The 22,130-nt window shown below is 71.7% G+C and carries 18 protein-coding genes; 7 read left to right on the forward strand and 11 right to left on the reverse strand.

What is annotated here, in order from left to right:
- Nucleotides 1-40 precede the first annotated feature (40 nt).
- The 6 genes from ribA to NR112_RS13485 form a co-directional block, all read right to left on the reverse strand.
- Nucleotides 41-655: a GTP cyclohydrolase II gene (gene ribA, locus NR112_RS13460; RefSeq protein ID WP_256795069.1), complete on the reverse strand. Its 615-nt coding sequence runs from the start codon at nt 653-655 to the stop codon at nt 41-43.
- Between the two features lie 68 nt (nt 656-723).
- On the reverse strand, nt 724-1,419 hold the full coding sequence (locus tag NR112_RS13465) for a RibD family protein (protein WP_256794816.1): 696 nt from the start codon (nt 1,417-1,419) through the stop codon (nt 724-726).
- Nucleotides 1,412-2,386 (reverse strand): lysylphosphatidylglycerol synthase transmembrane domain-containing protein, encoded by a 975-nt coding sequence (locus NR112_RS13470; RefSeq protein WP_256794817.1) that lies wholly within the window; start codon nt 2,384-2,386, stop codon nt 1,412-1,414. The genes NR112_RS13465 and NR112_RS13470 overlap by 8 nt, the downstream gene beginning before the upstream one ends.
- Nucleotides 2,387-2,469: 83 nt before the next feature.
- Nucleotides 2,470-3,531 carry a glycosyltransferase family 4 protein gene (locus NR112_RS13475; protein WP_256794818.1) on the reverse strand — a complete coding sequence of 354 codons (1,062 nt, stop codon included), beginning with the start codon at nt 3,529-3,531 and terminating at the stop codon, nt 2,470-2,472.
- Nucleotides 3,519-3,917: a 6-carboxytetrahydropterin synthase gene (locus NR112_RS13480; protein WP_256794819.1), complete on the reverse strand. Its 399-nt coding sequence runs from the start codon at nt 3,915-3,917 to the stop codon at nt 3,519-3,521. Before NR112_RS13480 ends, NR112_RS13475 begins: the two co-directional genes overlap by 13 nt.
- A 12-nt stretch (nt 3,918-3,929) precedes the next feature.
- On the reverse strand, nt 3,930-4,922 hold the full coding sequence (locus NR112_RS13485; protein ID WP_256794820.1) for a dehydrogenase: 993 nt from the start codon (nt 4,920-4,922) through the stop codon (nt 3,930-3,932).
- Between the two features lie 92 nt (nt 4,923-5,014).
- Here NR112_RS13485 and NR112_RS13490 point away from each other — a divergent pair, with 92 nt between their 5' ends.
- From NR112_RS13490 to NR112_RS13505, 4 genes are all read left to right on the forward strand, one after another.
- Complete coding sequence (locus tag NR112_RS13490; protein WP_256794821.1) at nt 5,015-5,797, forward strand: CDP-alcohol phosphatidyltransferase family protein; 783 nt, start codon at nt 5,015-5,017, stop codon at nt 5,795-5,797.
- Nucleotides 5,794-7,464: a CDP-alcohol phosphatidyltransferase gene (locus NR112_RS13495; RefSeq protein ID WP_256794822.1), complete on the forward strand. Its 1,671-nt coding sequence runs from the start codon at nt 5,794-5,796 to the stop codon at nt 7,462-7,464. Before NR112_RS13490 ends, NR112_RS13495 begins: the two co-directional genes overlap by 4 nt.
- Before the next feature lie 95 nt (nt 7,465-7,559).
- The gene (locus tag NR112_RS13500; RefSeq protein WP_256794823.1) at nt 7,560-7,949 is read left to right on the forward strand and encodes a hypothetical protein; all 390 of its coding nucleotides are present in this window, start codon (nt 7,560-7,562) and stop codon (nt 7,947-7,949) included.
- A gap of 95 nt (nt 7,950-8,044) precedes the next feature.
- Nucleotides 8,045-9,232 (forward strand): hypothetical protein, encoded by a 1,188-nt coding sequence (locus tag NR112_RS13505; RefSeq protein WP_256794824.1) that lies wholly within the window; start codon nt 8,045-8,047, stop codon nt 9,230-9,232.
- 27 nt (nt 9,233-9,259) lie between these two features.
- Here the strand turns inward: NR112_RS13505 and NR112_RS13510 are convergent, their stop codons facing one another.
- The 5 genes from NR112_RS13510 to NR112_RS13530 all read right to left on the reverse strand — a co-directional run bounded on the left by NR112_RS13510 (nt 9,260) and on the right by NR112_RS13530 (nt 17,091).
- Nucleotides 9,260-11,662: a beta-glucosidase gene (locus NR112_RS13510; protein WP_256794825.1), complete on the reverse strand. Its 2,403-nt coding sequence runs from the start codon at nt 11,660-11,662 to the stop codon at nt 9,260-9,262.
- Nucleotides 11,663-11,674: 12 nt separating this feature from the next.
- On the reverse strand, nt 11,675-13,933 hold the full coding sequence (locus NR112_RS13515) for a family 78 glycoside hydrolase catalytic domain (protein ID WP_256794826.1): 2,259 nt from the start codon (nt 13,931-13,933) through the stop codon (nt 11,675-11,677).
- Between the two features lie 73 nt (nt 13,934-14,006).
- A complete protein-coding gene (locus NR112_RS13520) occupies nt 14,007-14,834 on the reverse strand; it encodes a carbohydrate ABC transporter permease (RefSeq protein WP_256794827.1) in 828 nt (275 codons plus the stop codon).
- On the reverse strand, nt 14,831-15,790 hold the full coding sequence (locus NR112_RS13525; protein ID WP_256794828.1) for a carbohydrate ABC transporter permease: 960 nt from the start codon (nt 15,788-15,790) through the stop codon (nt 14,831-14,833). The genes NR112_RS13520 and NR112_RS13525 overlap by 4 nt, the downstream gene beginning before the upstream one ends.
- Nucleotides 15,790-17,091 (reverse strand): ABC transporter substrate-binding protein, encoded by a 1,302-nt coding sequence (locus tag NR112_RS13530; protein WP_256794829.1) that lies wholly within the window; start codon nt 17,089-17,091, stop codon nt 15,790-15,792. Before NR112_RS13530 ends, NR112_RS13525 begins: the two co-directional genes overlap by 1 nt.
- Before the next feature lie 263 nt (nt 17,092-17,354).
- Here NR112_RS13530 and rhaI point away from each other — a divergent pair, with 263 nt between their 5' ends.
- From rhaI to NR112_RS13545, 3 genes are all read left to right on the forward strand, one after another.
- Nucleotides 17,355-18,521 carry an L-rhamnose isomerase gene (rhaI, locus tag NR112_RS13535; RefSeq protein ID WP_256794830.1) on the forward strand — a complete coding sequence of 389 codons (1,167 nt, stop codon included), beginning with the start codon at nt 17,355-17,357 and terminating at the stop codon, nt 18,519-18,521.
- Between the two features lie 113 nt (nt 18,522-18,634).
- Nucleotides 18,635-20,671: a bifunctional aldolase/short-chain dehydrogenase gene (locus NR112_RS13540; RefSeq protein ID WP_256794831.1), complete on the forward strand. Its 2,037-nt coding sequence runs from the start codon at nt 18,635-18,637 to the stop codon at nt 20,669-20,671.
- Between the two features lie 11 nt (nt 20,672-20,682).
- On the forward strand, nt 20,683-22,092 hold the full coding sequence (locus NR112_RS13545) for a rhamnulokinase family protein (RefSeq protein ID WP_256794832.1): 1,410 nt from the start codon (nt 20,683-20,685) through the stop codon (nt 22,090-22,092).
- The last annotated feature ends 38 nt before the right edge of the window (nt 22,093-22,130 follow it).

Here is a 22,130-nt window from a genome sequence, read left to right on the forward strand (position 1 = left end):
GTCCACGGACCCATGATGCACCGCCGCGCGCCGCGGTCCATCAGGGTTGGACGTGCAGGTCGAGGGTGTGCGCGCCGCGCACGACCTTCGTCGCGAGGTAGTGGGCGTTCGCGTCGGACAGGTGGACGCCGGTCGGGACGCGACGGGCCACCGTGATCCCGAGCGCCCGCAGCTGCGCGGCCTTGTCGGGGTTGTTGCTGAGCAGCTCGACGCGGCTCACGCCCAGCGCACCGAGCATCTGCGCCGCGACGGTGTAGTCCCGCTCGTCCTCGCCGTATCCGAGGGCGACGTTCGCCTCGTAGGTGTCGAGCCCCGCGTCCTGCAGCACGTAGGCGTCGAGCTTGGGATAGAGCCCGATGCCGCGCCCCTCCTGCCGCAGGTAGAGCAGGAACCCACCGCTCGCGTCGAGACGCTCGACCGACTCGCGCAGCTGCGCGCCGCAGTCGCACCGCCCGCTGCCGAAGACGTCCCCGGTCAGGCACTCGCTGTGCAGCCGGGTCGGCGTCGGGTCCCCGTCGCAGACTCCCGGTCCGGGTGCCGCCGAGCGGTTCCCGAGCCCGAGGGCCAGGTGCTCGCGGCCGTCGGCGAGCTCGTCGAAGGTGAAGACGCGTGCCGTCGTCGCGAAGCCGTCGGCGAAGGCGACCGGCACGAGCACGTGGGCGCGGATGCGGGCCGGTGGAAGAACCGTGGCACGAGCCGGCTCGCGACCCGGCGACCCGGCGATCACGCGCTCTCCCGGAAACGCGATGACAACGCATACCTCAGCAGGACCACGTCGCCGATCTGGCGCACCTCGGCGAGCGTCGCCCGGCGGCCGGCGTTCCAGGGGTAGCGCCCGTCCCCGACGAACCGGCACGCCGCCGAGTCTCCGACGAAGAAGGGCGCCACGACGAGCTGGAGCTCGTCGGCGAGGTCGTCGGTGAGCAGCTGCGTGTGCACGGTGCCGCCCCCCTCGACCATGAGCCGCTGCACCCCGCGGTCACCGAGGTCCTCGCAGACCCGGCGCATCGTCGCGGGACGACCGGCGTCGACGACGGCCGCGGCCGCACCGAGCCGTCCGCGTGCCTCGGGCACCACGTCGCTGGGGCAGTAGACGATCTTGTCCGCGCCGTCGGCCGCGAAGAAGCTCGCGGCGCAGTCGAGCTCGGCATGTCTCGTCACCGTCACCTTCGTCGGCGACGGGGCGAGACCGCGGGCCACTCGTGCTGCCCGGCGCTCGGACGAGCGGACGAGCAGGCGCGGGTTGTCGTTGCGGATCGTGCTGGCGCCCACGAGGATCGCGTCGCTCGCGGCTCGCTCGCCGTCCACCCGGTCGAAGTCGGCGTCGTTGGACAGCATGAGACGCGTCGTGGTGCCCGCGTTGAGGTAGCCGTCGATCGACATGCCACAGCTGAGCAGAGTGTAGGGACGGTCAGCCACGGACGGCTCCTTCGGGTGTCAGCCCTGTCGGGGTGCGGGGGCCTCCGCGCCGCGACACGACGAGCAGTGCCGCGCCCGGCAGGGCTGCGACGAACGACATCACGCCGTAGACGACGGCGGTCGCCACTCCCCCGGCGACGCCGAGGCCGGCCACGCCGAACACCCAGGCCGCCACCCCTTCACGCGGTCCCCAGCCGGCGACGTTGAGCGGCAGCGCCATCGCCACGAGGACGACGAGCGCGAGTGGCACGAGGTCGGACACGGGCGCCTCCACCCCGGCGCTACGGGCAGCCAGCACGAAGGTCGCGACGTGCCCGACGACGACGAGCGCCGACACCACGACGACCCCCGGCCACGTATGCCGTCCCAGCAGGCCGTGACGCACGTCGGCCGCCGCAATCCGCAGGCCTCGCGAGGCCCCAGCGAAAGGTTCAGGTGGCGTGCGATCCGATCGGCGCCGCCATGCTGCCCCGAACCCGACCAGGGCCGCGGTCCCGGCGACGAGGACCACCGTGGCCACAGGGGATCCGACCGGCTGCAGTCTCGACGGGAGCAGCAGCACGGCGCCCAGCGTCAGCCCGAGGAGGACGACCTGACCGGCCGAGCGCTCCCACACGACTGACCGCACGCCGCGGCCGACGTCGCCGCCGTCGCGCCCGTGTCGGACGCCTCGGTGCACGTCGCCGAGCACCCCTCCGGGCAGGGTCACGTTGAGGAACTGCGACCGGTAGCACGCGGCGACGGCCGCGCGCAGGGACAGCTCGGTCCCGAGGCCTCGGGCCACGAGGACCCACCGCCACGCGCCGCAGACGGTCGTGACCACGGCGATGGCGGCCGCCGCAGCGACCGAACGGGCGTCGACCTGACGCAGGCCGTCGACGAAGGCGCCACCGCCGATGCGCCACACGAGGACGCCGAGGATCACGAGCCCCGCGAGGGGGCGCAGCCAGGACCGGTCGCGCTGCATCTCCTCCGCCCTTTCTGCCCCGGATCTGTCGAGAATCCGCCCGGGACCCCTGATGGTGACGACGTCCGGCTCCACGATCGGGTTCAGCGACCCCCTACCCTCTCGAGCACGGCCGACACGTGTCCTGCGGTCTCCGACCACGATGACAGGGTGTCGCGTCGCGCCATGGCATTCCGGCGCAGCCGGTCCCGCCGGTCCCCGTCGGTCAGCCACGACCGGAGCGCAGCCGCCAGCGCCTCGGGGCTGCCGGCAGGGACGAGCAGCCCGGGCTGCTCGTCGCCCGCCTGCCCGATCGCCTCGCGGACACCACCGACGTCGGTGGCGAGGACCGGGATGCCGCGGGCGAGTGCCTCGCTCACGACCATCCCGTACGTCTCGACGTGGGAGGGCAGCACGAGGAGGTCGGCGGCGGCATACGTCCGCTCGAGGTCCCCACCGACCCGCGGGCCCACGAGGTGCGCGCGGTCCACGAGGCCGGCCGATGCGGCCAGCCGACGCAGCCCGTCCACGACGTCGGGCTCGCGCGTCAGGGCGCCGACGAGGACGCACGACCACGGGAGGTCCGCCACGAGCGCGAGCGCCGCGAGGAGGTCGGCCTGCCCCTTGAGCGCGGTCACCGCGCCGACACAGATCAGCCGCGCACCGTCGGGAGCGCCAGGCGCCACGGGCGCCCGGTCGACCCCCGGCCGGGCGACGTGCACGGCAGCGGGGGTGAGGGCGTACGCGTCGAGCAGGACGTCCCGGGTCCACCCACTCGTCGTCACGACGGCCGCGGCCGCAGTCAGGACCTTGCCCTCCGCCGCGGCCAGGTCCGGGTCTGCCACCCCGAGCGGCAGGTGGACGACGACGACGAGGCGGACGCGGTCCGCCTCGGGCACGAGGACGGCGTCGGCGGCCGACGCGATGAGGCCGTCGACGAGCAGCACCGACCCCGTGGGGACGGCCGCGACGACCTCGGCCAGATGGGCCGTCGTTGCCGCGTCGGGGCGTGGCCACGGCCCGGGAACGGGGTGCTCGATCGGCCGCCACCCGAGGGCACGCAGGCCGTCGAGCACCCTGCGGTCGTAGGTGTTCCCGCCGCTCGGGAGCACGGGGTCGTCGATCCCGGCCGGGACGACGGCGTGGATCTCGCTCAGAGCTCGCACTCGTAGCTCGCCCAGGCGACGTGCGACTCGTGGAGGGTGACGGCGAGCCCGGTCACCCGGGCGGCGGCACCGCCGAGATCACCGGCGCGCACCCGACCCGCGACCCGCTCGGCGACGGTGCGGGCCAGCACCTCGGTCGAGGTGTTGACCCCGGCGAAGTCCGGCTCGTCGTCGAGATTGCGGTAGCCGAGGGCACCGACGACCTCGCGGACGTGCTGGGTCGCGAGTCCGATGTCGACGAGGATGTCGTCGTCGTCGAGCTCAGGCCCGCGGAACGTCACGTCGACGACGAACGTCGCCCCGTGCAACCGCTGCGCCGGACCGAACACCTCCCCCCGGAAGCTGTGCGCGATCATCATGTGGTCCCGGACGGTCACGCTGAACATCGGCTCCCCGCTTCAGTGGGTGGGTCGGTAGGAGATCGTGTGGCAGACGGCCTGCAGGGAGCCGTCCGCGAGGCGCGGCATGAGCGCGGGCAGCTCATCGAAGGGCGAGTCGCCGGTCAGCAAGGCGTCGAAGGCCGGGTCGCGCAGGAGGTCGAGCGCGAGCGCCAGCCGCTCGGCATACGTGTATCGCGAGCGCCTCGCTGCCGCAACGGAACCCACCTGACTTGCTCGGATCCGCAGTCGCGACGAGTGGAACGACCCACCGAGCGACAGCTCGACCCGGCCGTCGCCGTACCAGCTGAGGTCGAGCACCGTCGCCTCCGGTGCGAGCAGGTCGAGGGAGAGCTGGAGCCCGGCACCCGTGGCGCTCGTGTGGACGACGAGGTCGTGGTCCCCGCGCGCGTCGGCGAGGTCGGTGGGTCGCGCGAAGCCGACCCCGAGCGGTCCCGCCACCGCCTCCCGCGACGGGTCCACGTCGACGAGGGTCACCCGGCACCCGGGGATCCCGGCGAGCAGACGGGCGACGCAGCACCCGACCATCCCCGCGCCCACGACAGCGACCCGGTCACCGACCCGCGGTGCGGCGTCCCACAGGGCGTTGACGGCGGTCTCGACCGTGCCGGCGAGCACGGCCCGCCGCGCAGGCACGTCCTCGGGGACGACGACGACCGACCCGACGGGGACGACGTAGGCCGTCTGGTGCGGGTGCAGGCAGAAGACCGTCCTCCCGACGAGATCCGTCGGGCCCTCCTCGACGACGCCGACCCCGAGGTAGCCGTACTTGACCGGACCGGGGAAGTTCCCCTCCTGGTGCGGGGCGCGCATGACGGCGTACTGGCCCTCGGGGACCTTCCCCCGGAAGACGAGCGTCTCGGTACCGCGACTCACCCCCGAGTGCAGCGCTCGCACCAGCACATCGCCCGACCCGGGAGGGGGCACGGTGACCGGGCGGATCTCGCCCCTGCCGGGCTCGACCACCCAGAACGCCCGCGCTTCGGTGGACACGGGACCAGACTAGGGCTGCCCGTGAACTCCGGCGGTGGCGACGGCGTCCTTGGGTGAAACCTCTCAAGTCCGGTGGAGGCGCAGTGCGTCACGTGACCCCTCACGGCCCGGTCGCCGGGCTCGTCGGCGTGCTGACCCTGCTCGCCGGCCTGGGGCCGGCGACCGGACTCGGCGCTGCCGGCTGGACCGTCGGCCTGGCCTCGGGCGTGGCCCTCTGCACCCTGCTCACGGTCGGGCTCGTCCTGGCCTCGCGCCCGCGCCTCCTGCCCGCCGACCGAGTCACGCTGTCGAGGGCGGTGCTCGTGTGCGGCGTCGCGGCCCTCGTGGCCGACGCCGTGGCGGGGACCGCGGGCACCGACGAGCCGACCAGCCTCCTCGTGGCCCTGGCCTCGGTGGCCCTCCTCCTCGATGCGGTGGACGGCCGGGTCGCGCGCCGCACCGGCACCGTCCACCCGCTCGGCGCGCGCTTCGACATGGAGACCGACGCCTTCCTCATCCTCGTCCTCAGCGTGGCCGTCGCCCGTGACCTCGGGTGGTGGGTGCTCGGCGTGGGGGTCGCTCGCTACCTCCTGCTGCTCGTCGCGCTCGCTGCCCGATGGGCGCCGTGGCTGCGCGGACAGGTCCCGGGACGCCTGTGGCGCAAGGCGATCGCGGCCTACCAGGGCATCGTCCTCACGGTGGCCGCTGCCGGCATCGTGCCCGCCGTGGCCGCCTCGGTCGCCGTGGCAGCCGGGCTCGCACTGCTCGTCCTCTCGTTCGGCACGGAGGTCCTCACGCTGCGGCGGATGGCGGCGTCCCGACGCCACGAGGTCGAGGCACTCGCTCCCTGGCCGCTCGTCGAGCAGACGCCCGTCGACGCGCGCGTGCTGCCGTGACGTCTCCGACCCGGGCCAGGACCGGCCGCCGCGTCGCCGACGGCATCCTCAGCACCCTCGCCGTCCTGCTCGTCTGGGTCGCGCTCGTCGCTCCCGACCCGGCAGTCGGCTGGTCGCCGACACCGTTGGCCCTGCTCCGGATCCCCGTCGAGGCCCTGGTCCTCGTGGCCGGGCTCCTGCTCCTGCGCGGGGTGGCTGCGCGGTCCTTCGCGATCGCGGTCGGACTCGCCCTCGGGGTCCTCCTCGTCGTCCGGGTCCTCGACGCGGCCTTCCTCGCCACGCTCTACCGGACGTTCAACCCGCTCACCGACTGGCGCTACGCGGGGTCGGCCACCGACCTCATCGGCGACTCGGCCGGCCCGGTGACCGCCGTGCTGGCCGTCGTCGCGGCGGGGCTGCTCCTGCTCGGCATCGTCGTGCTGACCCCCTTGGCCCTACGACGTGTCGGGCGGGTCGTCGAACGCCACCGGACCGGAGCGATGCGCGCCCTGGCGGCCGGGGCCGTCGCCTGGGGCGTCTGCGCCTCGCTCGGGCTCGGCGTCACGGCCGACCTGCCCGGCGCCTCGTCGAGCTCGGCGGCCCTCGCCGGCCGCGAGTTCACGTCGGTGCGCGACGGCCTCCACGACCAGGACGTCTTCGCCGCGCAGATCGCCGTCGACCCGTACCGCGACACCGCGCCGGGCAGCCTGCTGACCGCATTGCGCGGCAAGGACGTCGTCGTCGTCTTCGTCGAGAGCTACGGGAAGGTCGCCGTCGACGAGAGCCCCGACGTGGCAAGGGCGCTCACGGCCGGGACGAACGGGCTGGAGGAGTCCGGCTACACGACGCGCAGCGCGTGGCTCACGTCCCCGACCTTCGGGGGGATCAGCTGGCTGGCCCACTCCACCCTCCAGTCCGGACTCTGGGTGAGCAGTCAGCAGCGCTACGACCAGCTCCTCGACACGGCAACGGCGGCCACCCACCGGCTCACCCTCGCGGGTGCCTTCGCCCAGGCCGGGTGGCGCACCGTCGACGTCATCCCGGCCAACCGTCACGACTGGCCCGAGGGCAAGGCCTTCTACGGCTACGACACCGTCTACGACGCACGCACCCTGGGCTACGCCGGCCCCGGCTTCGGCTACGCCCCGATGCCCGACCAGTACACGCTGTCGGCCTTCGACCGGCTCGAGCTGCAGCGCCGCCCACCCGGTCGACGGCCGCCGGTCATGGCCGAGATCGACCTCGTGACGAGCCACGTCCCCTGGGCGCCGCTGCCGCGACTGCTCGACTGGGCGGCGATCGGCGACGGCTCCCCCTACCTCGCCCAGGCGGGGCTCGCGACGCCACGCGACGTGGTGTGGAGCAGCGCCGAGAGGGTGCGGGCGGCATACGGCCAGACGGTCGCGTACTCCCTCGACAGCGTCGTGTCGTTCCTGCGCGCGACCCACGACGACGACCTCGTCGTCCTCGTGCTCGGCGACCACCAGCCGGTCAGCATCGTCTCGGGCGAGCACGCCGGGCACGACGTGCCGGTCAGCATCGTCTCCCGCGACCCGGCCGTGCTCGCGCGCATCTCCTCGTGGGGCTGGCAGGACGGGCTGCGGCCCGGACCCGCGGCTCCGGTGTGGCCCATGGACCGCTTCCGCGACCGCTTCCTCACCGCCTACGGCCCTTCGGGCGGCGGCTGAACCGTCGCCCACGTCGGAGCGTCTTCAGGGAAGGAGGTCCAACACCGCGACGCCAACGGGACGCCGCGGCGCGACCCGGACGACAGGAGCGCATCATGAGACTCCGAGGCGTGGGAGCGGTGGCGTTGCTCGTCTCCGCCGCCGTCCACCTCTACCTGTGGTTCGACGGGGTGCGCAACCAGAGCGTGGGCCCGATGTTCCTCATCAACGTCGTGGCGGGGGTCGTCATCGCGATCCTGCTGCTGCGCTGGGAGCACTGGGTCCCCGCGTTCCTGACCGCCGGTTTCGGGGCCGCGACGCTCGGGGCGTTCGTCATCGCGTCCACCGTCGGACTGCTCGGCGTGCACACCGTTTGGGCGGGCGGGTCGGTCTGGACGGCCGCGATCGCCGAGGTGGTCTGCATCGTCGTCGGCGGCCTCCTGCTGCTGCATGGGCGGTCGGTGGCGCCCCAGCTGACGCAACCCGCCAAGCGGCACGCCGCCTGAGCCTCACCCGCATCGGGGGATGCGGGCGCCCCCCGCGCGACGGGAGGCTCGGAGGACAGGTCGCAGGCCTGTCCCCGTGACACCCGGAGGTCGAGATGCCCGCACGACTTCGCTCGGTGCTGGCCGCCGTGCTCCTCGTCATCGGCGTCGTGCTCGTGCCCGTCGGGGTCACCGCGACGTGGCTGCGCACGACGGTGACCGACACCGACAACTGGGTCGAGACCGTGACCCCGCTCGCCACCGACCCGGCCGTGACCGCGTTCGTCGAGGATCGTGCGACGGCACGCGTCCTGGTCGCCATCAGCGACCAGCACCTGGTCGACCGAGCCCTCGAGGCGCTCGAAGCCGGAGGCCGACCGGTCGAAGCACGAGCACTCGGGCTGCTCAAAGCTCCTCTCGCGGCCCAGGTCGAGCAGGTCGTGCGCCGTGTCGTCACGGCCGTCGTCGGGAGCGACCAGTTCGCCACGGTCTGGGTCGCCGCCAACCAGGTCTCGCACGCCCAGCTCGTCGCCGTGCTCTCGCGGTCACCCGACGGCGCCATCGTCGACAACGGGACCGACGTCAGCATCGACATCGGCAACATCGTCGAGCCCATCGAGCAGCGTCTCGTCGCCGCGGGGGTCCCGCTCGTCGACAAGCTGCCGCCGATCACCGTCTCGGTCCCCCTGCTGCCGAGCAGCGACCTCGACACCGCGCGCACCGCCTACAACGCCCTGCGCCTCGGCGGCGTGGCCCTGCCGCTGCTGGCTCTCGCGTTCCTCGCCGGTGGGGTCGCCATGGCGCGCGACCGCCGTCGAGCACTGGTACGCGTGGGGCTCGGTGCCGCTGTCGCCTGTGTCGTGCTCGTGCTGGGGCTGTCGTTGGCCCGTTCGCACGTGGCGAGCAGCCTGCCGCCCGGCGCCTCCGCAGCCGCGGTCTCCGTCATCGACACGCTCACCGAGGGCCTGCGCCAGCTCGTGCGGGTCGTCGTCGTGGTCGCCCTCGCCGTGATGCTCGTCGCCCTCGTCGTCGGCCCGTCGCGCGGGGCCCGCCGGGTGCGGTCCCTGGCCGCCGCCGGGTGGAACGGTGCCCGCGGCGGGATGGACCGCGCCGCCGGCACGCCGCTCGCGATCCCGGTCTCCATCGGGGTCGCCGTCGTCTGCGTTCTCGTCGTCGTCTTCGCCGGCGACCTCGGAACCGGCTGGACAGTCCTGCTCGCCACCGTGGCCGCCCTGGCGCTCGTCGTCGCGGCCCTCGCCGGTCGCGGCGCGGCCCAGGTCAGCGGCCCGGCCGGAGGACCGTGACGCCCGTGGGGCGTCCCCCGACCTGCCTCAAGGCCATGACAGGCGAGCTCTGACGTCCCCGAGCCCGCGGGCGACGAGCAGGGTCCCCCCGCCCTCGAGGCGAGCCCACGATCCCGAGGCACTGTCCCAGCGACGCCACATCCGCTCATCACACGGCACGTCCACGGTCGAGCTGGCACCGGGGTCGACCTCGACGGCGCGCCAGCCGACGAGTCGCACCGGCTGGGTGGGGTCACCGGGCTCGAGGTAGACCTGCACGACCTCGCGGGAGGTGCGGTCCGAGGTGTTGGTGACGGTCGCCGAGACCACGACCGCGGCGTTCTCCGTCGACGACAGGGCGACGTCGGAGTAGTCCCATGCCCCGTAGCCGAGGCCGTGGCCGAACCAGAGGGCCGGAGCGGGAGCCCGGCCCGCGTGGTGTCCGCGGTAGCCGATGAACGAGCCCTCGGCATACTCCACCGCCCCGTCGACCGGGGTGACGCCCCATGCCGGGGCGGCGCCGTCGGCCTGCGGGTAGGACGTGACGAGCCGCCCCGAGGGCTCGATGTCACCGAGCAGGGCCGAGGCCACGGCATGACCGCCTTCCTGGCCAGGGATGCCGGCGATGAGGACGGCGTCCACCTCGTCGAACCACGGCATGAGCACGGGGGTGGCCGCGTTGACGACCACGACGGTCCGACGCGCCGCCGCCGCGACGGCGGCGACGAGGTCGTCCTGACGACCCGGGAGGGCAAGCGTGGTCTTGTCGACGGCCTCGGTCTCCTGCTCCTCGGTCAGTCCCACGACGACCACCGCGACCTCCGCCACCGCCGCAGCGGCCGCGGCGTCGGCAATGACGTCGCTCGCGGGGCGTGGTGCCGGGCGGCCCACGACGGAGAGCCGACCGAACGGCACACCGGTCGACCGTCGTTCGGCCACCAGCTCGACCGGGCCGGCGGAGTCGACGAGCGTCGTCCAGCCGGGCGGGGTCAGGAGCGCCTCACCGACGTCGCCGCTCGACAGGCCGAGCGTGACGTCATGGGCGACGCCGTCGACTCGCACCGTCCACGCGCCGACGCCCACGACCCCGACCTCGCGGGGCCCGTTGCCCGCGACCACCGCCTCGAGCCTCATGACGTCCGGGACCTCGGGCAACCCGTCGTCGACGCCGAACGAGACCGTCGCGTCATCGACGTGGCGGTCGACGACGACCGCGCCGTCGGCCGTCGTGGCCGTGTAGTGGATGCCCGCCGCGCCGCCGTGTGGGTCGGTCACGACGTCGAGGTCGGCCGGCACAGGACGCGAGCGCACCTCGACGCCGTCGACGACGTCGACGTCGACGAGGCGGGCCGACAGCGCCTCGGCCACGCTGACCTGATGCGGCGGCGTCACCTGGGCGGAGCCGCCACCCATGTCGATGGTCCGGGTCGCGTGCCGCCCGATCAGCGCCACCCGTGTCGCCCTGTCCAGGGGCAGGCTGCCGTCGTTGCGCACGACCGACATCCCTCGCGCCGCGATCCTCTCGAGCTGCTGCCGGCGCACGGGGTCGGTCGGCGCCGGGCACTCCGTCGACCACGTGCGGCCACCGTCGAGGGCCCCGACCCGACCTGCGAGTCGAAGCAGCCGGCGAAGGTGCTCGTCGACGGTGGACCCGTCCACGTCGCCGCTCTCGACGGCGGCGACCAGAGCGGCGCCCCAAGGTCCGTCGGGCCCGGGCATGACGAGGTCGAGACCACCGTTGGCGGCCGCGGCTGCCGACTTCGTCGCGAACCAGTCGGACATGAGGAGGCCGTCCCAGCCCCACTCCCCCTTGACGATGCCGTTGTTGACGGCGTGCTGCTCGGTCGCGGGCACGCCGTTGACGTCGTTGTAGGCGGCCATGATCGACCAGGGGTGGGAGTCCTCGACGGCGATCTCGAACGGCAGCAGGTAGAGCTCACGGAGCGTCGACTCGTCCACGACGCTGTTGACCGTGTGCCGGTCGGTCTCGGACTCGTTGGCCACGAGGTGCTTGAGACACGCGCCGATACCGTTGCCCTGCAAGCCCTTCACGTATGCCGCCGCGAGCCGTCCGGTGAGCAGCGGGTCCTCCGAGTACGCCTCGAAGAGACGACCTCCGAGGGGCGAGCGGTGCAGGTTGATGGTCGGGCCGAGCACGACGTGGATGTGCTGTCGCTCCGCCTCCTCGGCCAGCACCTGGCCGACCTCGTGAGCGAGGTCCTCGTCCCACGCAGAGGCGATGAGGGTGGCGTTGGGCAGCAGCGCCACCTCGTCGCCACCGACGAACTCGAGACCACGAACTCCGGTCGGCCCGTCGGAGAAGGCCATCGTGCCGAGGCCGATGGAGTCCTCGCTCTGCAGCGTGAACATCGTGGCGCCGGTCAGCAGGCGCACCTTGCCCTGCAGGTCGAGCGCGGCGATGCGGGCGTCCAGGTCGACGTCGTCGGTCATGGGACCACCCTCTCAGGCCAGCGTCGTCGCATAGTGGTGAACGCCCGCGGAGCACTCCACGGCATCCGACCCCGGCACGCTCACCGTTGCCGTGACGCCGTCGGGCACGGTGACGTCGAGCTCGAACCGGTTGCCCTCGAGCGACCACGACGTCGCGATCCGGCCGTGCGGCGTGTCGAGGGCTGCCCGGGCCCAGGTCAGCCCACCGCCCGGCCGCGGCTCGACGCGCACCCGCGAGTAGCCGGGGGCGAGCGGGGCGATGCCGCCGATGGCTCGGTGCATCCAGTCAGCCACCGCGCCGAGGGCGTAGTGGTTGAAGCTCGTCATCTCTCCCGGGTTGATCGTCCCGTCGGGCAACATCGAGTCCCAGCGCTCCCACACCGTGGTCGCTCCCATCGAGACGGGGTAGAGCCATGACGGGCACTCCCGCTCGAGCAGCAGGCCGTAGGCGTCGTCGAGGTGACCGGTGGCCGCGAGCGCCCCGGTGACGAAGGGCGTCCCGGCGAACCCCGTGGAGACCCGGTAGCCGTTCGCCCGCGCCAGCTCGGCCAGGCGGTCGCCGGCACCCTGCCGGTCGGCGCCGTCGAGCAGGTCGAACTCGATCGCCAGGGCGTAGACGGTCGCGCAGTCGCTCGTGACCCGACCCCCCTCCGAGACGTAGTGCTTGCCGAAGGCCGACCGGACGCGGTCTGCGAGTGCCGAGAAGTACCCGGCGTCGTCGGCCTTCCCGAGCGCCTCGGCCGCCGCCGAGACCTGACGCAACGTGCGGTGGTAGCAGGCCGTCGCCACGACGCCGTTGTCGGCCTTCGCCTTGATCGGGTCGTCCGGCGGCGCCTGCGGGTCGAGCCAGTCGCCGAACTGGAAGCCGGTGTCCCACAGGTCCGTCTCGGAGAGCAGCGACTCGACGCGCCGGGCGTGGGCGGTCATGGCCGGGTAGTGCCGCGCGAGGGCCTCCCGGTCGCCGTACGCCTGCCAGAGCGCCCACGGCACCCACACGGCGGCATCGCTCCAGATGGCCGTGCTCTCGGGCGCCGGGAAGTCCGACGGTGCGTCGATGTACTTGAGGACGTCGGGCACGACGAAGGGCACGAGCCCGTCGGCGTGCCGTTGCTCGAGGTCGACGTCGACGAGCCAGCTGTCGAGGAAGCCGGAGACGTCGTAGAGGTAGGCGGCGCTGGGGGCAAAGGCCGCGATGTCGCCGGTCCAGCCGAGGCGTTCGTCGCGCTGCGGGCAGTCGGTCGGCACGTCGAGGACGTTGCCCTTGAGCCCCCAGACGACGTTGCGGTGCAGCTGGTTGAGCAGGTCGTCCGAGCACTCGAAGGTGCCGGTACGGCGCAGCTCCGAGTGCACGACGACCGCCTCGAGGTCGTCAGCGGTGACCTCGCCCGGCCACCCGGTCACCTCGGCGTAGCGGAAGCCGTGGAAGGTCATGGTGGGCTCGAAGGAGTCGACTCCGCCGCTGAGAATGATGCGGTCCGTCGCTGCCGCCGAGCGCAGGGGTCGGGTGCCCAGCTCGTCGTGCTCGAGCACCTCGGCGTGCCGGAGGGTGATCTCGGTGCCGGCGGGCCCTTGCACCCTGAAGCGCAGCCAGCCGACGAGGTTCTGACCGAAGTCGACGAGGGTGGCTCCGGCGGGCGAGGTCCACACCCGCACGGGGCGCAGCACCTCGTGGCGGCGGACCGGCGGGCCGACGTAGGGCTGCAGCCGCCCGGCATCGTGCTCCACCGGGTGCACCCCGACCCATCCGGTCAGGTCCGCCCCCGGCACCGTCCAGGCGCTGGAGGCCAGCCGGGCGTCGATGGACTGGCCGTCATAGAGGTCGTTCGACGTGGTGGCGGACGGGCCGGCCTGCCAGGTGGCATCGGTGCCGACCACCTGGCGATGGCCGTCGGCGAACTCGACGTGCAGCTCGGCCAGGCCGGCCAGCTCGGAGCCGTAGAACGCTCTGTTTCCGGTCCAGCCCAGTCGGCCGCGGAACCATCCGTTGCCGAGCGCGAGCCCCAGCACCGAGGTGTCGGCCACGAGGGCGGTGACGTCGTACGAGGCGTAGCGCAGTCGCCACTCGTAGCTGCTCCATCCCGGGGTGAGAACGTCCTCGCTGACGGCCGCGCCGTTGATGCTCGGTTCGACGACTCCGTGGGCCGTCACGTGGAGGGTGGCTGTGACCACGTCGCCGTGACCGGAATCGAGGCTGAACTCCTTGCGCAGCAAGGGCGCTCCGGCGAAGTCGTCGTCGGGGGCGATGAGGTCCGCGGACCAGTGGTGGGTCATGGTTGCCTTTCAGGGGGAGTCCGGTGGTGCCGGGGCCGGAGGGCCCCGCGCCTCGACTGGAGGTGAGTGTGTGTCAGCCCTTGACCGCACCGGACGTCATGCCCGCGACGATCTTGCGGTTGAAGAAGATGAAGAGGATCAGCGGCGGGATCGTCACGAGCACGATGTTCATGAAGAGCAGGTTGTACTGCGTGTTGAACTGGCTCAGGAAGTTGTAGAGCGTCAGCTGCACGGTGGCGTTCTCGTCGCCCGGCAGGAAGTAGAGCGGGTTGACGAAGTCGTTGAAGATGAAGACCGACGACGTGAGGATCACCGTGATCGTGACCGGGCGCAGCAGGGGGAAGATCACCCGGAAGAACAGCGAGAGTCCCGTGCAGCCGTCGATCATGGCGGCCTCGTCGAGCTCGCGGGGGATGGCCGCGACGAAGGCGCGGAAGAGCAGCACGCAGAAGGCCATGTTGAAGGCCACCTCGACGAGGATCAGCCCGGGGAGCGTCTTGAAGATGTGCAGCTGCTGGAGCACCCAGATCGTCGGGACGACCGCGGGCGGGATGATCAGGCCGGACAGCACCAGGACGTTCGCGACGTTCGCGACCCTGCCAGGTCGCCGTTGGATGACATAGCCCACCATCGCACAGACCACCACGAGGATCGTGACGGAGACGACGGTGAGGATCGCGCTGTTGCGGAACGCCGTGAACAGGATGCCGTCGCGGGCCTCGAAGACCTCCTTGATGTTGTCGAGCACCGTCCACTGCGTCGGCAGGGAGAATGCCAGGTCCGCCGACTCGGACTCGTTCTTCGAGGCCGTGACGAACATGAAGATGAACGGCACGATGAAGACCACCGCGGCGACGAGGATCGCCACCACCTCCAGGGATGTGCGTCGGGCAGCTCTCATGACTCCACCTCGCGTGAGTTGAAGTAGCGCGACAGCGGATAGACGATCAGCGTCACGAGGATGAAGAGGACCACGTTGCCGGCGGTCGAGAGGCCGAAGAAGCCGGCCTGGTACGTCTTGTAGATGATCGAGGCGATGACGTCGCTGCTGAAGCCGGGGCCTCCACCCGTCATGGTCCAGATGAGGTCGAAGGACCTGAGGCCGCCGATGAGGGAGAGCAGGATGACCGTGAAGGTCGCCGGCCGCGACAGGGGAACGGTGACGTTCCGGAACTTGGTCCACGCTCCGCCGCCGTCGACGTCGACCGCCTCGTAGTAGTCCCTGGGGATGGCGAGGATTCCCGCGATGTAGATCAGCGTGGCGAGCCCGACGCCCTTCCACACGTCGACGAGGGCGACGGAGAGCAGGGCCGTGGCAGGGTCACCGAGCCAGTCCGGCGCGGTGATCCCGAGCTTGGCGAGCACGGTGGACACGACGCCCACGTCGGGCTGGAGCAGCACGCTGAAGGTGATGCCGACGGCGACCGTGCTGACGAGCACCGGGAAGAAGATGACCGAGCGCATCAGGCCCCGTGACCGGATCGGGCCGGTGAGCAGCACCGCCAGGAGCATGCCGAGCACCACCTTCAGACCGCTGGTGACGACGGCGTACACGAGCGTGTTCCGAAGGCCGCTGACCAGGGCCTGCTCGGAGAAGAACTGCCGGAAGTTGTCGAGCCCGATGAACTCGGACTCGAACAGGGTCCAGCGGGTGAAGGCGAAGTAGAAGGAGATGACCGTCGGCACGAGGAAGATCAGGCCGTAGACGATGCCGGCCGGTGCGTAGAACCAGTAGGGGTAGGTGTGCGCCCTGACGTTCCGGACGCCCGTGGCTCGTGGGCTCTTCCGGGCGGGCCGGCCGGCCCCCGCGTCATCGCGGTGGCCGACCGGGCGAGCCTCGTCGGCTCGCGAGCTCATCACCATCCCGGCAGTCCCAGCTGCTTGGCCTGCTTCGTCACGTCGGAGTCATACTGGGCGGCGCCGTCCTGGGGAGCCGTCTGCCCGGTCATCACGGCGACCATGATCTGCTCCAGCGAGGGGCCCTTGACCGGGGAGAGGAACTCGAGCGCCGGGGTCGAGGTCTTCGAGTCGATGTAGGCCTGCATGTCCGTCGCGACCGGAGGGGCGTTGTCGGGCAGCGTGGAGCCCTTGACGAGGTACGGGCCGGTGGGCGGCACTGCTGAGGAGAAGGCGTCTGTTCCCGCGACCGAGGCCACGAAGGCGACGAACTTCTTGGCGGCATCGATGTTCTTGCTCGTCTTGGGGATGTACTGGCCACCCGGCTCCCAGATGGTCGCGCCGTTGGTGCTGGCGTCATCACCGGGGATGCCGAAGAAGCCGATCTTGGCGGCGTCCGCCGGCGCCAGCGTCGAGATCGGGAAGGTCAGCATGGGGTACTGCGCCGCCTTGCCCTGAGCCAGCTGCTTGATGCCCTGCGCGAAGGTCAGGGAGCCGGCGCTGCTGTTGAGCCAGCCCTTCTGCTTGGGCTCGGCCGCCTTCTGGAAGCCCTTGAGGGCGACCGGGTCGGTGGCGTACTTGACCTTGTTCGCCGTGTAGTCGTCCGCCCACTTGGGGTTCGACGCCGCGACGTTGTGGAAGTCGCCGAGGACGTAGAGCTGCGAGGTGAAGGTGTCCTTGAGGGTGCCGAGGACCGGCGTGATGCCGGCGGCCTTGATCTTGTCGCTGTTGGACTCGAACTCGGCCCACGTCTTGGGCACCGACAGCCCGAGCTGGGAGTAGACGTCCTTGTTGTAGAGGATGCCGCCGCCCATCGCAGTGCCCCACGGCGCCCCGTAGACCTTGCCGTTCTGGGTCACGGCCGGAAGGAACGACGGATCGGTGTCCTTCAGCGCTGGGTCGTTCGTCAGGTCGACGAGGGTCTTCTCCGGGCTCAGGGCCTGGAGCAGCGAGCCGGAGTTGTACCAGAAGACGTCGGACATGTCGCCGGTCGAGAGCTTGGTCTTGACGAGGTTGTCACCGTCGGAGCCGCCCGGACGCGTCTCGGTCTTGACCGTGATGGTCGGGTTGGCCTTCTCGAACGCCGCGATCACCGCCTTCGCGGGCTTCACCGTGGTCTCCGCGTTGTCGGTCAGGAGCGTGATCTCCGTCTTCCCCCCGGATGAGCCGCTGGAGTCGGACGAGCTCGAGCAGGCGGCGAGCGGCACGAGAGCGAATGCGGCGACCGTGGCGATCGTCAGCCTCGAACGGGAAATCTTCATGGGGGGTACCTCCACAGCGTTGGGGCGCGTAACCGCGTTAGGGTGTCACCGATTTTGAATCGCTTCATTCGGTTGTTCAACGGTAGGGTTCACGCATCGCACTGTCAATGGGTCCGGTCAAATCTCGTCCTATCGTGCTCAATCTGGAGGCCGACACGCTCACCCGGGGTTGACCGCGGCCTGAGTGCTGCGGTTGACTGAGATCCAGACTTCTGAAACGCTTCATAACAGCGGCAGATCTGCACACCACGACGGGATGACCAATGACGACATTCAGCGACATCGCGGGCCGGCTCGCGCAGCAGGCGCTCGAGCTGCCCTCCTGGGCCTTCGGCAACTCGGGCACCCGGTTCAAGGTCTTCAGCACCCGGGGCACGCCGCGCACCGTCGAGGAGAAGCTCGCCGACGCCGCTGCGGTCCATCGCCTCACGGGTCTCGCCCCGTCCGTCGCCCTGCACATCCCGTGGGACCGCGTCGACGACTACGACAAGCTCGCCCGCTTCGCCGATGACCTCGGCATGCGGCTCGGAACCATCAACTCGAACACCTTCCAGGACGACGACTACAAGTTCGGCAGCCTGACCCACGTCGACGAGCGCATCCGCGCCAAGGCGGTCGCGCACCAGATCGAGTGCATCGACGTCATGGACGTCACCGGTAGCCGTGACCTCAAGATCTGGCTGCCGGACGGCACGAACTACCCCGGCCAGGGCGACCTGCGCGACCGACAGGACCGGCTCGCCGACTCGCTCGCCCAGGTCTACGCCCGCCTCTCGGGCGAGCAACGGCTCGTCCTCGAGTACAAGTTCTTCGAACCGGCCTTCTACGCCACGGACGTCCCGGACTGGGGCACGTCGTACGCGCAGTGCGTCGCACTCGGCGAGCGCGCCGTCGTCTGCCTCGACACCGGCCACCACGCGCCCGGCACGAACATCGAGTTCATCGTCATGCAGCTGCTCCGGCTCGGACGCCTCGGCGCGTTCGACTTCAACTCCCGCTTCTACGCCGACGACGACCTCATCGTGGGGGCGGCCGACCCGTTCCAGCTCTTCCGCATCCTCCACGAGGTCATCCGCGGTGGCGGCTACGGGCAGGACAGCGACGTCGCCTTCATGCTCGACCAGTGCCACAACGTCGAGGCCAAGATCCCCGGCCAGATCCGCTCGGTGCTGAACGTGCAAGAGATGACGGCACGAGCGCTCCTCGTCGACCGGGACGCCCTCGTCGAAGCCGAGCGAGCCGGTGACGTGCTCGGGGCCAACGGCGTGCTGATGGATGCGTTCTACACCGACGTCCGCGCCGACCTCGCTGAGTGGAGGGCCGGGCGCGGCCTGCCGGCCGACCCGATGAAGGCGTACGCCGCGAGCGGCTACCAGGACCAGATCGAAGCCACCCGCGTCGGTGGCACCCAGGCCGGCTGGGGCGCCTGAGACGCCCGGACGGCCCACCCCACCGGGTGGACGCCACGGTCACCCTCCCCCACCCCTGCCATCTCCCCGCTCGCACCCGCACCGCACCCACACCCGCACCCGAGGAACCCGCCATGACCAACACCGCCGTCGCCGACCTGCTCGCCCGATCCAACCGCCTGGGGGCCGACCCCCGGAACACGAACTACGCCGGGGGCAACACGTCCGCCAAGGGCTCCGAGACCGATCCCGTCACCGGCGAGCAGGTCGACCTGCTCTGGGTCAAGGGCTCGGGCGGCGACCTGGGCACCCTCACCGAGCCGGGGCTGGCCGTCCTGCGTCTCGACCGCATGCGCAGCCTCGTGGACGTCTACCCCGGCATCGACCGCGAGGACGAGATGGTCGCCGCCTTCGACTACTGCCTGCACGGCAAGGGGGGCGCAGCGCCGTCGATCGACACCGCCATGCACGGGCTCGTCGACGCGCCCCACGTCGACCACCTCCACCCCGACAGCGGCATCGCGATCGCGACGGCGAAGGACGGCGAGCAGCTGACGAAGGAGATCTTCGGCGACCGCGTCGTGTGGGTGCCGTGGCGCCGACCCGGCTTCCAGCTCGGTCTCGACATCGCCGCCATCAAGACCGCCAACCCGCAGGCCGTCGGGACGGTGCTCGGCGGCCACGGCATCACCGCCTGGGGCGACACGAGCGAGGAGGCCGAGGCCAACTCGATATGGATCATCGAGACCGCGCAGGCCCACCTCGACGAGCACGGCAGCGCCGAGCCCTTCGGCGCAGAGGTGCCGGGGTATGCCGCCCTGCCGCCCGCCGAGCGGCACGCGAAGGCCGCCGCGCTCGCCCCGCACGTCCGCGCTGTCGCCTCCCGGGACCGCGCGATGGTGGGCCACTTCACCGACGCCGACGTCGTGCTCGAGTTCCTCAGCCACGACAAGCTCGCTCACCTCGCCGAGCTCGGGACGTCGTGCCCCGACCACTTCCTGCGCACCAAGGTCAAGCCTCTGGTCGTCGACCTGCCGTCCGGCGCCACCGTCGAGGAGATCGTCGCGCGCCTCGACGAGCTGCACACGGCATACCGCGAGGACTACGCCGCCTACTACGAGCGCAACGCGACCCCCGACTCGCCCCCGATGCGCGGGGCCGACCCGGCCATCGTGCTCGTGCCGGGGGTCGGGATGTTCTCCTTCGGCAAGGACAAGCAGACGGCGCGGGTCGCGGGCGAGTTCTACGTCAACGCGATCAACGTCATGCGCGGCGCCGAGTCGGTGTCGACCTACGCGCCCATCGACGAGGCGGAGAAGTTCCGCATCGAGTACTGGGCCCTCGAGGAGGCCAAGCTCCAGCGGATGCCCAAGCCGCGCAGCCACGCCGGCCGCATCGCCCTCGTCACCGGCGCCGCCAGCGGCATCGGCAAGGCCATCGCCACGCGTCTGGCCGCCGAAGGTGCATGCGTCGTCATCGCCGACCTCGACCTCGACACGGCGCAGGCCGCCGCGACGGAGATCGGCACCAACGACGTCGCCGTCGGCGTGCAGGCGAACGTCACCGACGCCGCCCAGGTGCAGGCCGCCGTCGACGCGACCGTGCTCGCCTTCGGCGGCATCGACCTGCTCGTCAACAACGCCGGACTGTCGATCAGCAAGCCCCTGCTCGAGACGACCGAGGCCGACTGGGACCTCCAGCACGACGTCATGGCCAAGGGCAGCTTCCTCACGGCCCAGGCGGCCGCACGGGCGATGATCGCCCAGAAGCTGGGCGGCGACATCCTCTACATCTCCTCGAAGAACTCCGTCTTCGCCGGGCCGAACAACATCGCCTACAGCGCCGTCAAGGCCGACCAGGCCCACCAGGTCAGGCTGCTCGCGGCCGAGCTCGGCGAGCACGGCATCAAGGTCAACGGGATCAACCCCGACGGCGTCGTCCGCGGCAGCGGCATCTTCGCGGCCGGCTGGGGCGCCCAGCGCGCCGCCGTCTACGGGGTGCCGGAGGAGGAGCTCGGCGCCTACTACGCCAAACGCACCCTGCTCGGTCGGGAGGTGCTCCCGGAGCACGTCGCCAACGCGGCCGCGGTCCTCACCTCCGACGAGCTGAGCCACACGACCGGCCTGCACATCCCTGTCGACGCCGGCGTCGCCGCTGCGTTCCTTCGCTGAGAGCAGCCGTCGTGAGCCCACGCGTCTTCGGCGCCGTCGACATCGGTGCCTCCGGTGGTCGGGTCATGGCGGGCGTCGTCGACGGCTCACTCACCACGCTGCACACGCTGCACCGGTTCCGCAACGGGCCGGTGCAGCGTGACGGCCACCTCCGGTGGGACCTCACCCGTCTCTGGTCCGAGGTGCTCACCGGTCTGCGGCTGCTGGCCCGCGACTTCCCCGAGACGGAGTCGGTGGGCATCGACACGTGGGCCGTCGACTACGCCCTGCTCGACGCGCAGGGACGGCTCCTCGCGGAGCCCGTGTCCTACCGTGACGGGCGCACCGGCCCGGGCGTCGAGCGCGTGCACGCCCGCGTCGGGCCCGAGGAGCTGTATGCCGTCAACGGGTTGCAGTTCCTGCCGTTCACGACGCTCTACCAGCTCGAGGTCGAGAAGGCAGGGCCTCTGTGGGGCAATGTGGCCCACGTCGTGCTGCTCCCGGACGTGCTCGCCTACCGGCTCACCGGCGTGCTGCGTACCGAGACGACGAACGCCTCGACGACTGGCCTGCTGGACGCCGGAACGGGCACCTGGGCCAAGGACCTGCTCGACCGCCTCGACCTCCCGGCCGGCCTGCTGCCTCCGCTCGTCGCGCCCGGCGACGTCATCGGGCCGCTGACGAGCGCAGCTCTGGAGCAGACCGGCCTGCGGCCCGGCACCCTCGTCACCGCCGTCGGCTCCCACGACACGGCCTCCGCCGTCGTCGCCGTGCCCGCGACGACGAGTCGCTTCGCCTACGTCTCGAGCGGTACGTGGTCGCTCGCCGGGCTGGAGCTCGGGTCGCCCGTCATCACCCCGGCGAGCAGGGCCGCCAACTTCACCAACGAGGGAGGTGTCGACGGCCGGACCCGCTTCCTGCGCAACGTCGGTGGCCTCTGGCTGCTCCAGGAGTCGATGCGGGCGTGGGCAGACCGCGGTGTCGCGCAGGACCTCGATGCCCTCCTCGTCGAGGCCGAGCGGCTCCCGCCCGGGGGGCCTCTCGTCGACGTCGACGACGACGCCTTCATCCGCCCGGACGACATGCCCGAGCGCATCGCGGCGGCGGCGAGGAGCCCTCTCCCCGACCCCGCACACACGGTGCGGTGCATCCTCGACTCGCTCGCGGCGGCATACGCCTCGACGACACGTCGGGCCGCCGTGCTCGCCGGTACCGGCGTCGACGTCATCCACGTCGTCGGTGGCGGCTCGCGCAACCACCTGCTCTGCCAGGTGACGGCGGACCTGACGGGCCTGCCCGTCGTCGCCGGGCCGGTCGAGGCCACCGCGCTGGGCAACGTGCTCGTGCAGGCGAGAGCCTTCGGGGCCGCCCCCCCGACCCTCGAGCAGATCCGCGCCGACCTCGCCGCCACGCAGGACCTGCGCAGGCATGTGCCCTCATGAGCCGTGTCCGGCCCGGAGGCGACGACGCGGACCGGCCG

It is taken from the genome of Terrabacter sp. Ter38 (genome assembly GCF_024519435.1).
Taxonomy (GTDB): domain Bacteria; phylum Actinomycetota; class Actinomycetes; order Actinomycetales; family Dermatophilaceae; genus Terrabacter.

Bases quoted from the DNA above. Each gene is read 5' to 3' on its own strand.
- NR112_RS13470 (WP_256794817.1), bottom strand. From the start codon at position 2,386: ATGCAGCGCGACCGGTCCTGGCTGCGCCCCCTCGCGGGGCTCGTGATC.
- NR112_RS13480 (WP_256794819.1), bottom strand. From the start codon at position 3,917: ATGTTCAGCGTGACCGTCCGGGACCACATGATGATCGCGCACAGCTTC.
- NR112_RS13500 (WP_256794823.1), top strand. From the start codon at position 7,560: ATGAGACTCCGAGGCGTGGGAGCGGTGGCGTTGCTCGTCTCCGCCGCC.
- NR112_RS13505 (WP_256794824.1), top strand. From the start codon at position 8,045: ATGCCCGCACGACTTCGCTCGGTGCTGGCCGCCGTGCTCCTCGTCATC.
- NR112_RS13510 (WP_256794825.1), bottom strand. From the start codon at position 11,662: ATGACCGACGACGTCGACCTGGACGCCCGCATCGCCGCGCTCGACCTG.
- NR112_RS13515 (WP_256794826.1), bottom strand. From the start codon at position 13,933: ATGACCCACCACTGGTCCGCGGACCTCATCGCCCCCGACGACGACTTC.
- NR112_RS13520 (WP_256794827.1), bottom strand. From the start codon at position 14,834: ATGAGAGCTGCCCGACGCACATCCCTGGAGGTGGTGGCGATCCTCGTC.
- NR112_RS13525 (WP_256794828.1), bottom strand. From the start codon at position 15,790: ATGAGCTCGCGAGCCGACGAGGCTCGCCCGGTCGGCCACCGCGATGAC.
- NR112_RS13530 (WP_256794829.1), bottom strand. From the start codon at position 17,091: ATGAAGATTTCCCGTTCGAGGCTGACGATCGCCACGGTCGCCGCATTC.
- rhaI (WP_256794830.1), top strand. From the start codon at position 17,355: ATGACGACATTCAGCGACATCGCGGGCCGGCTCGCGCAGCAGGCGCTC.
- NR112_RS13540 (WP_256794831.1), top strand. From the start codon at position 18,635: ATGACCAACACCGCCGTCGCCGACCTGCTCGCCCGATCCAACCGCCTG.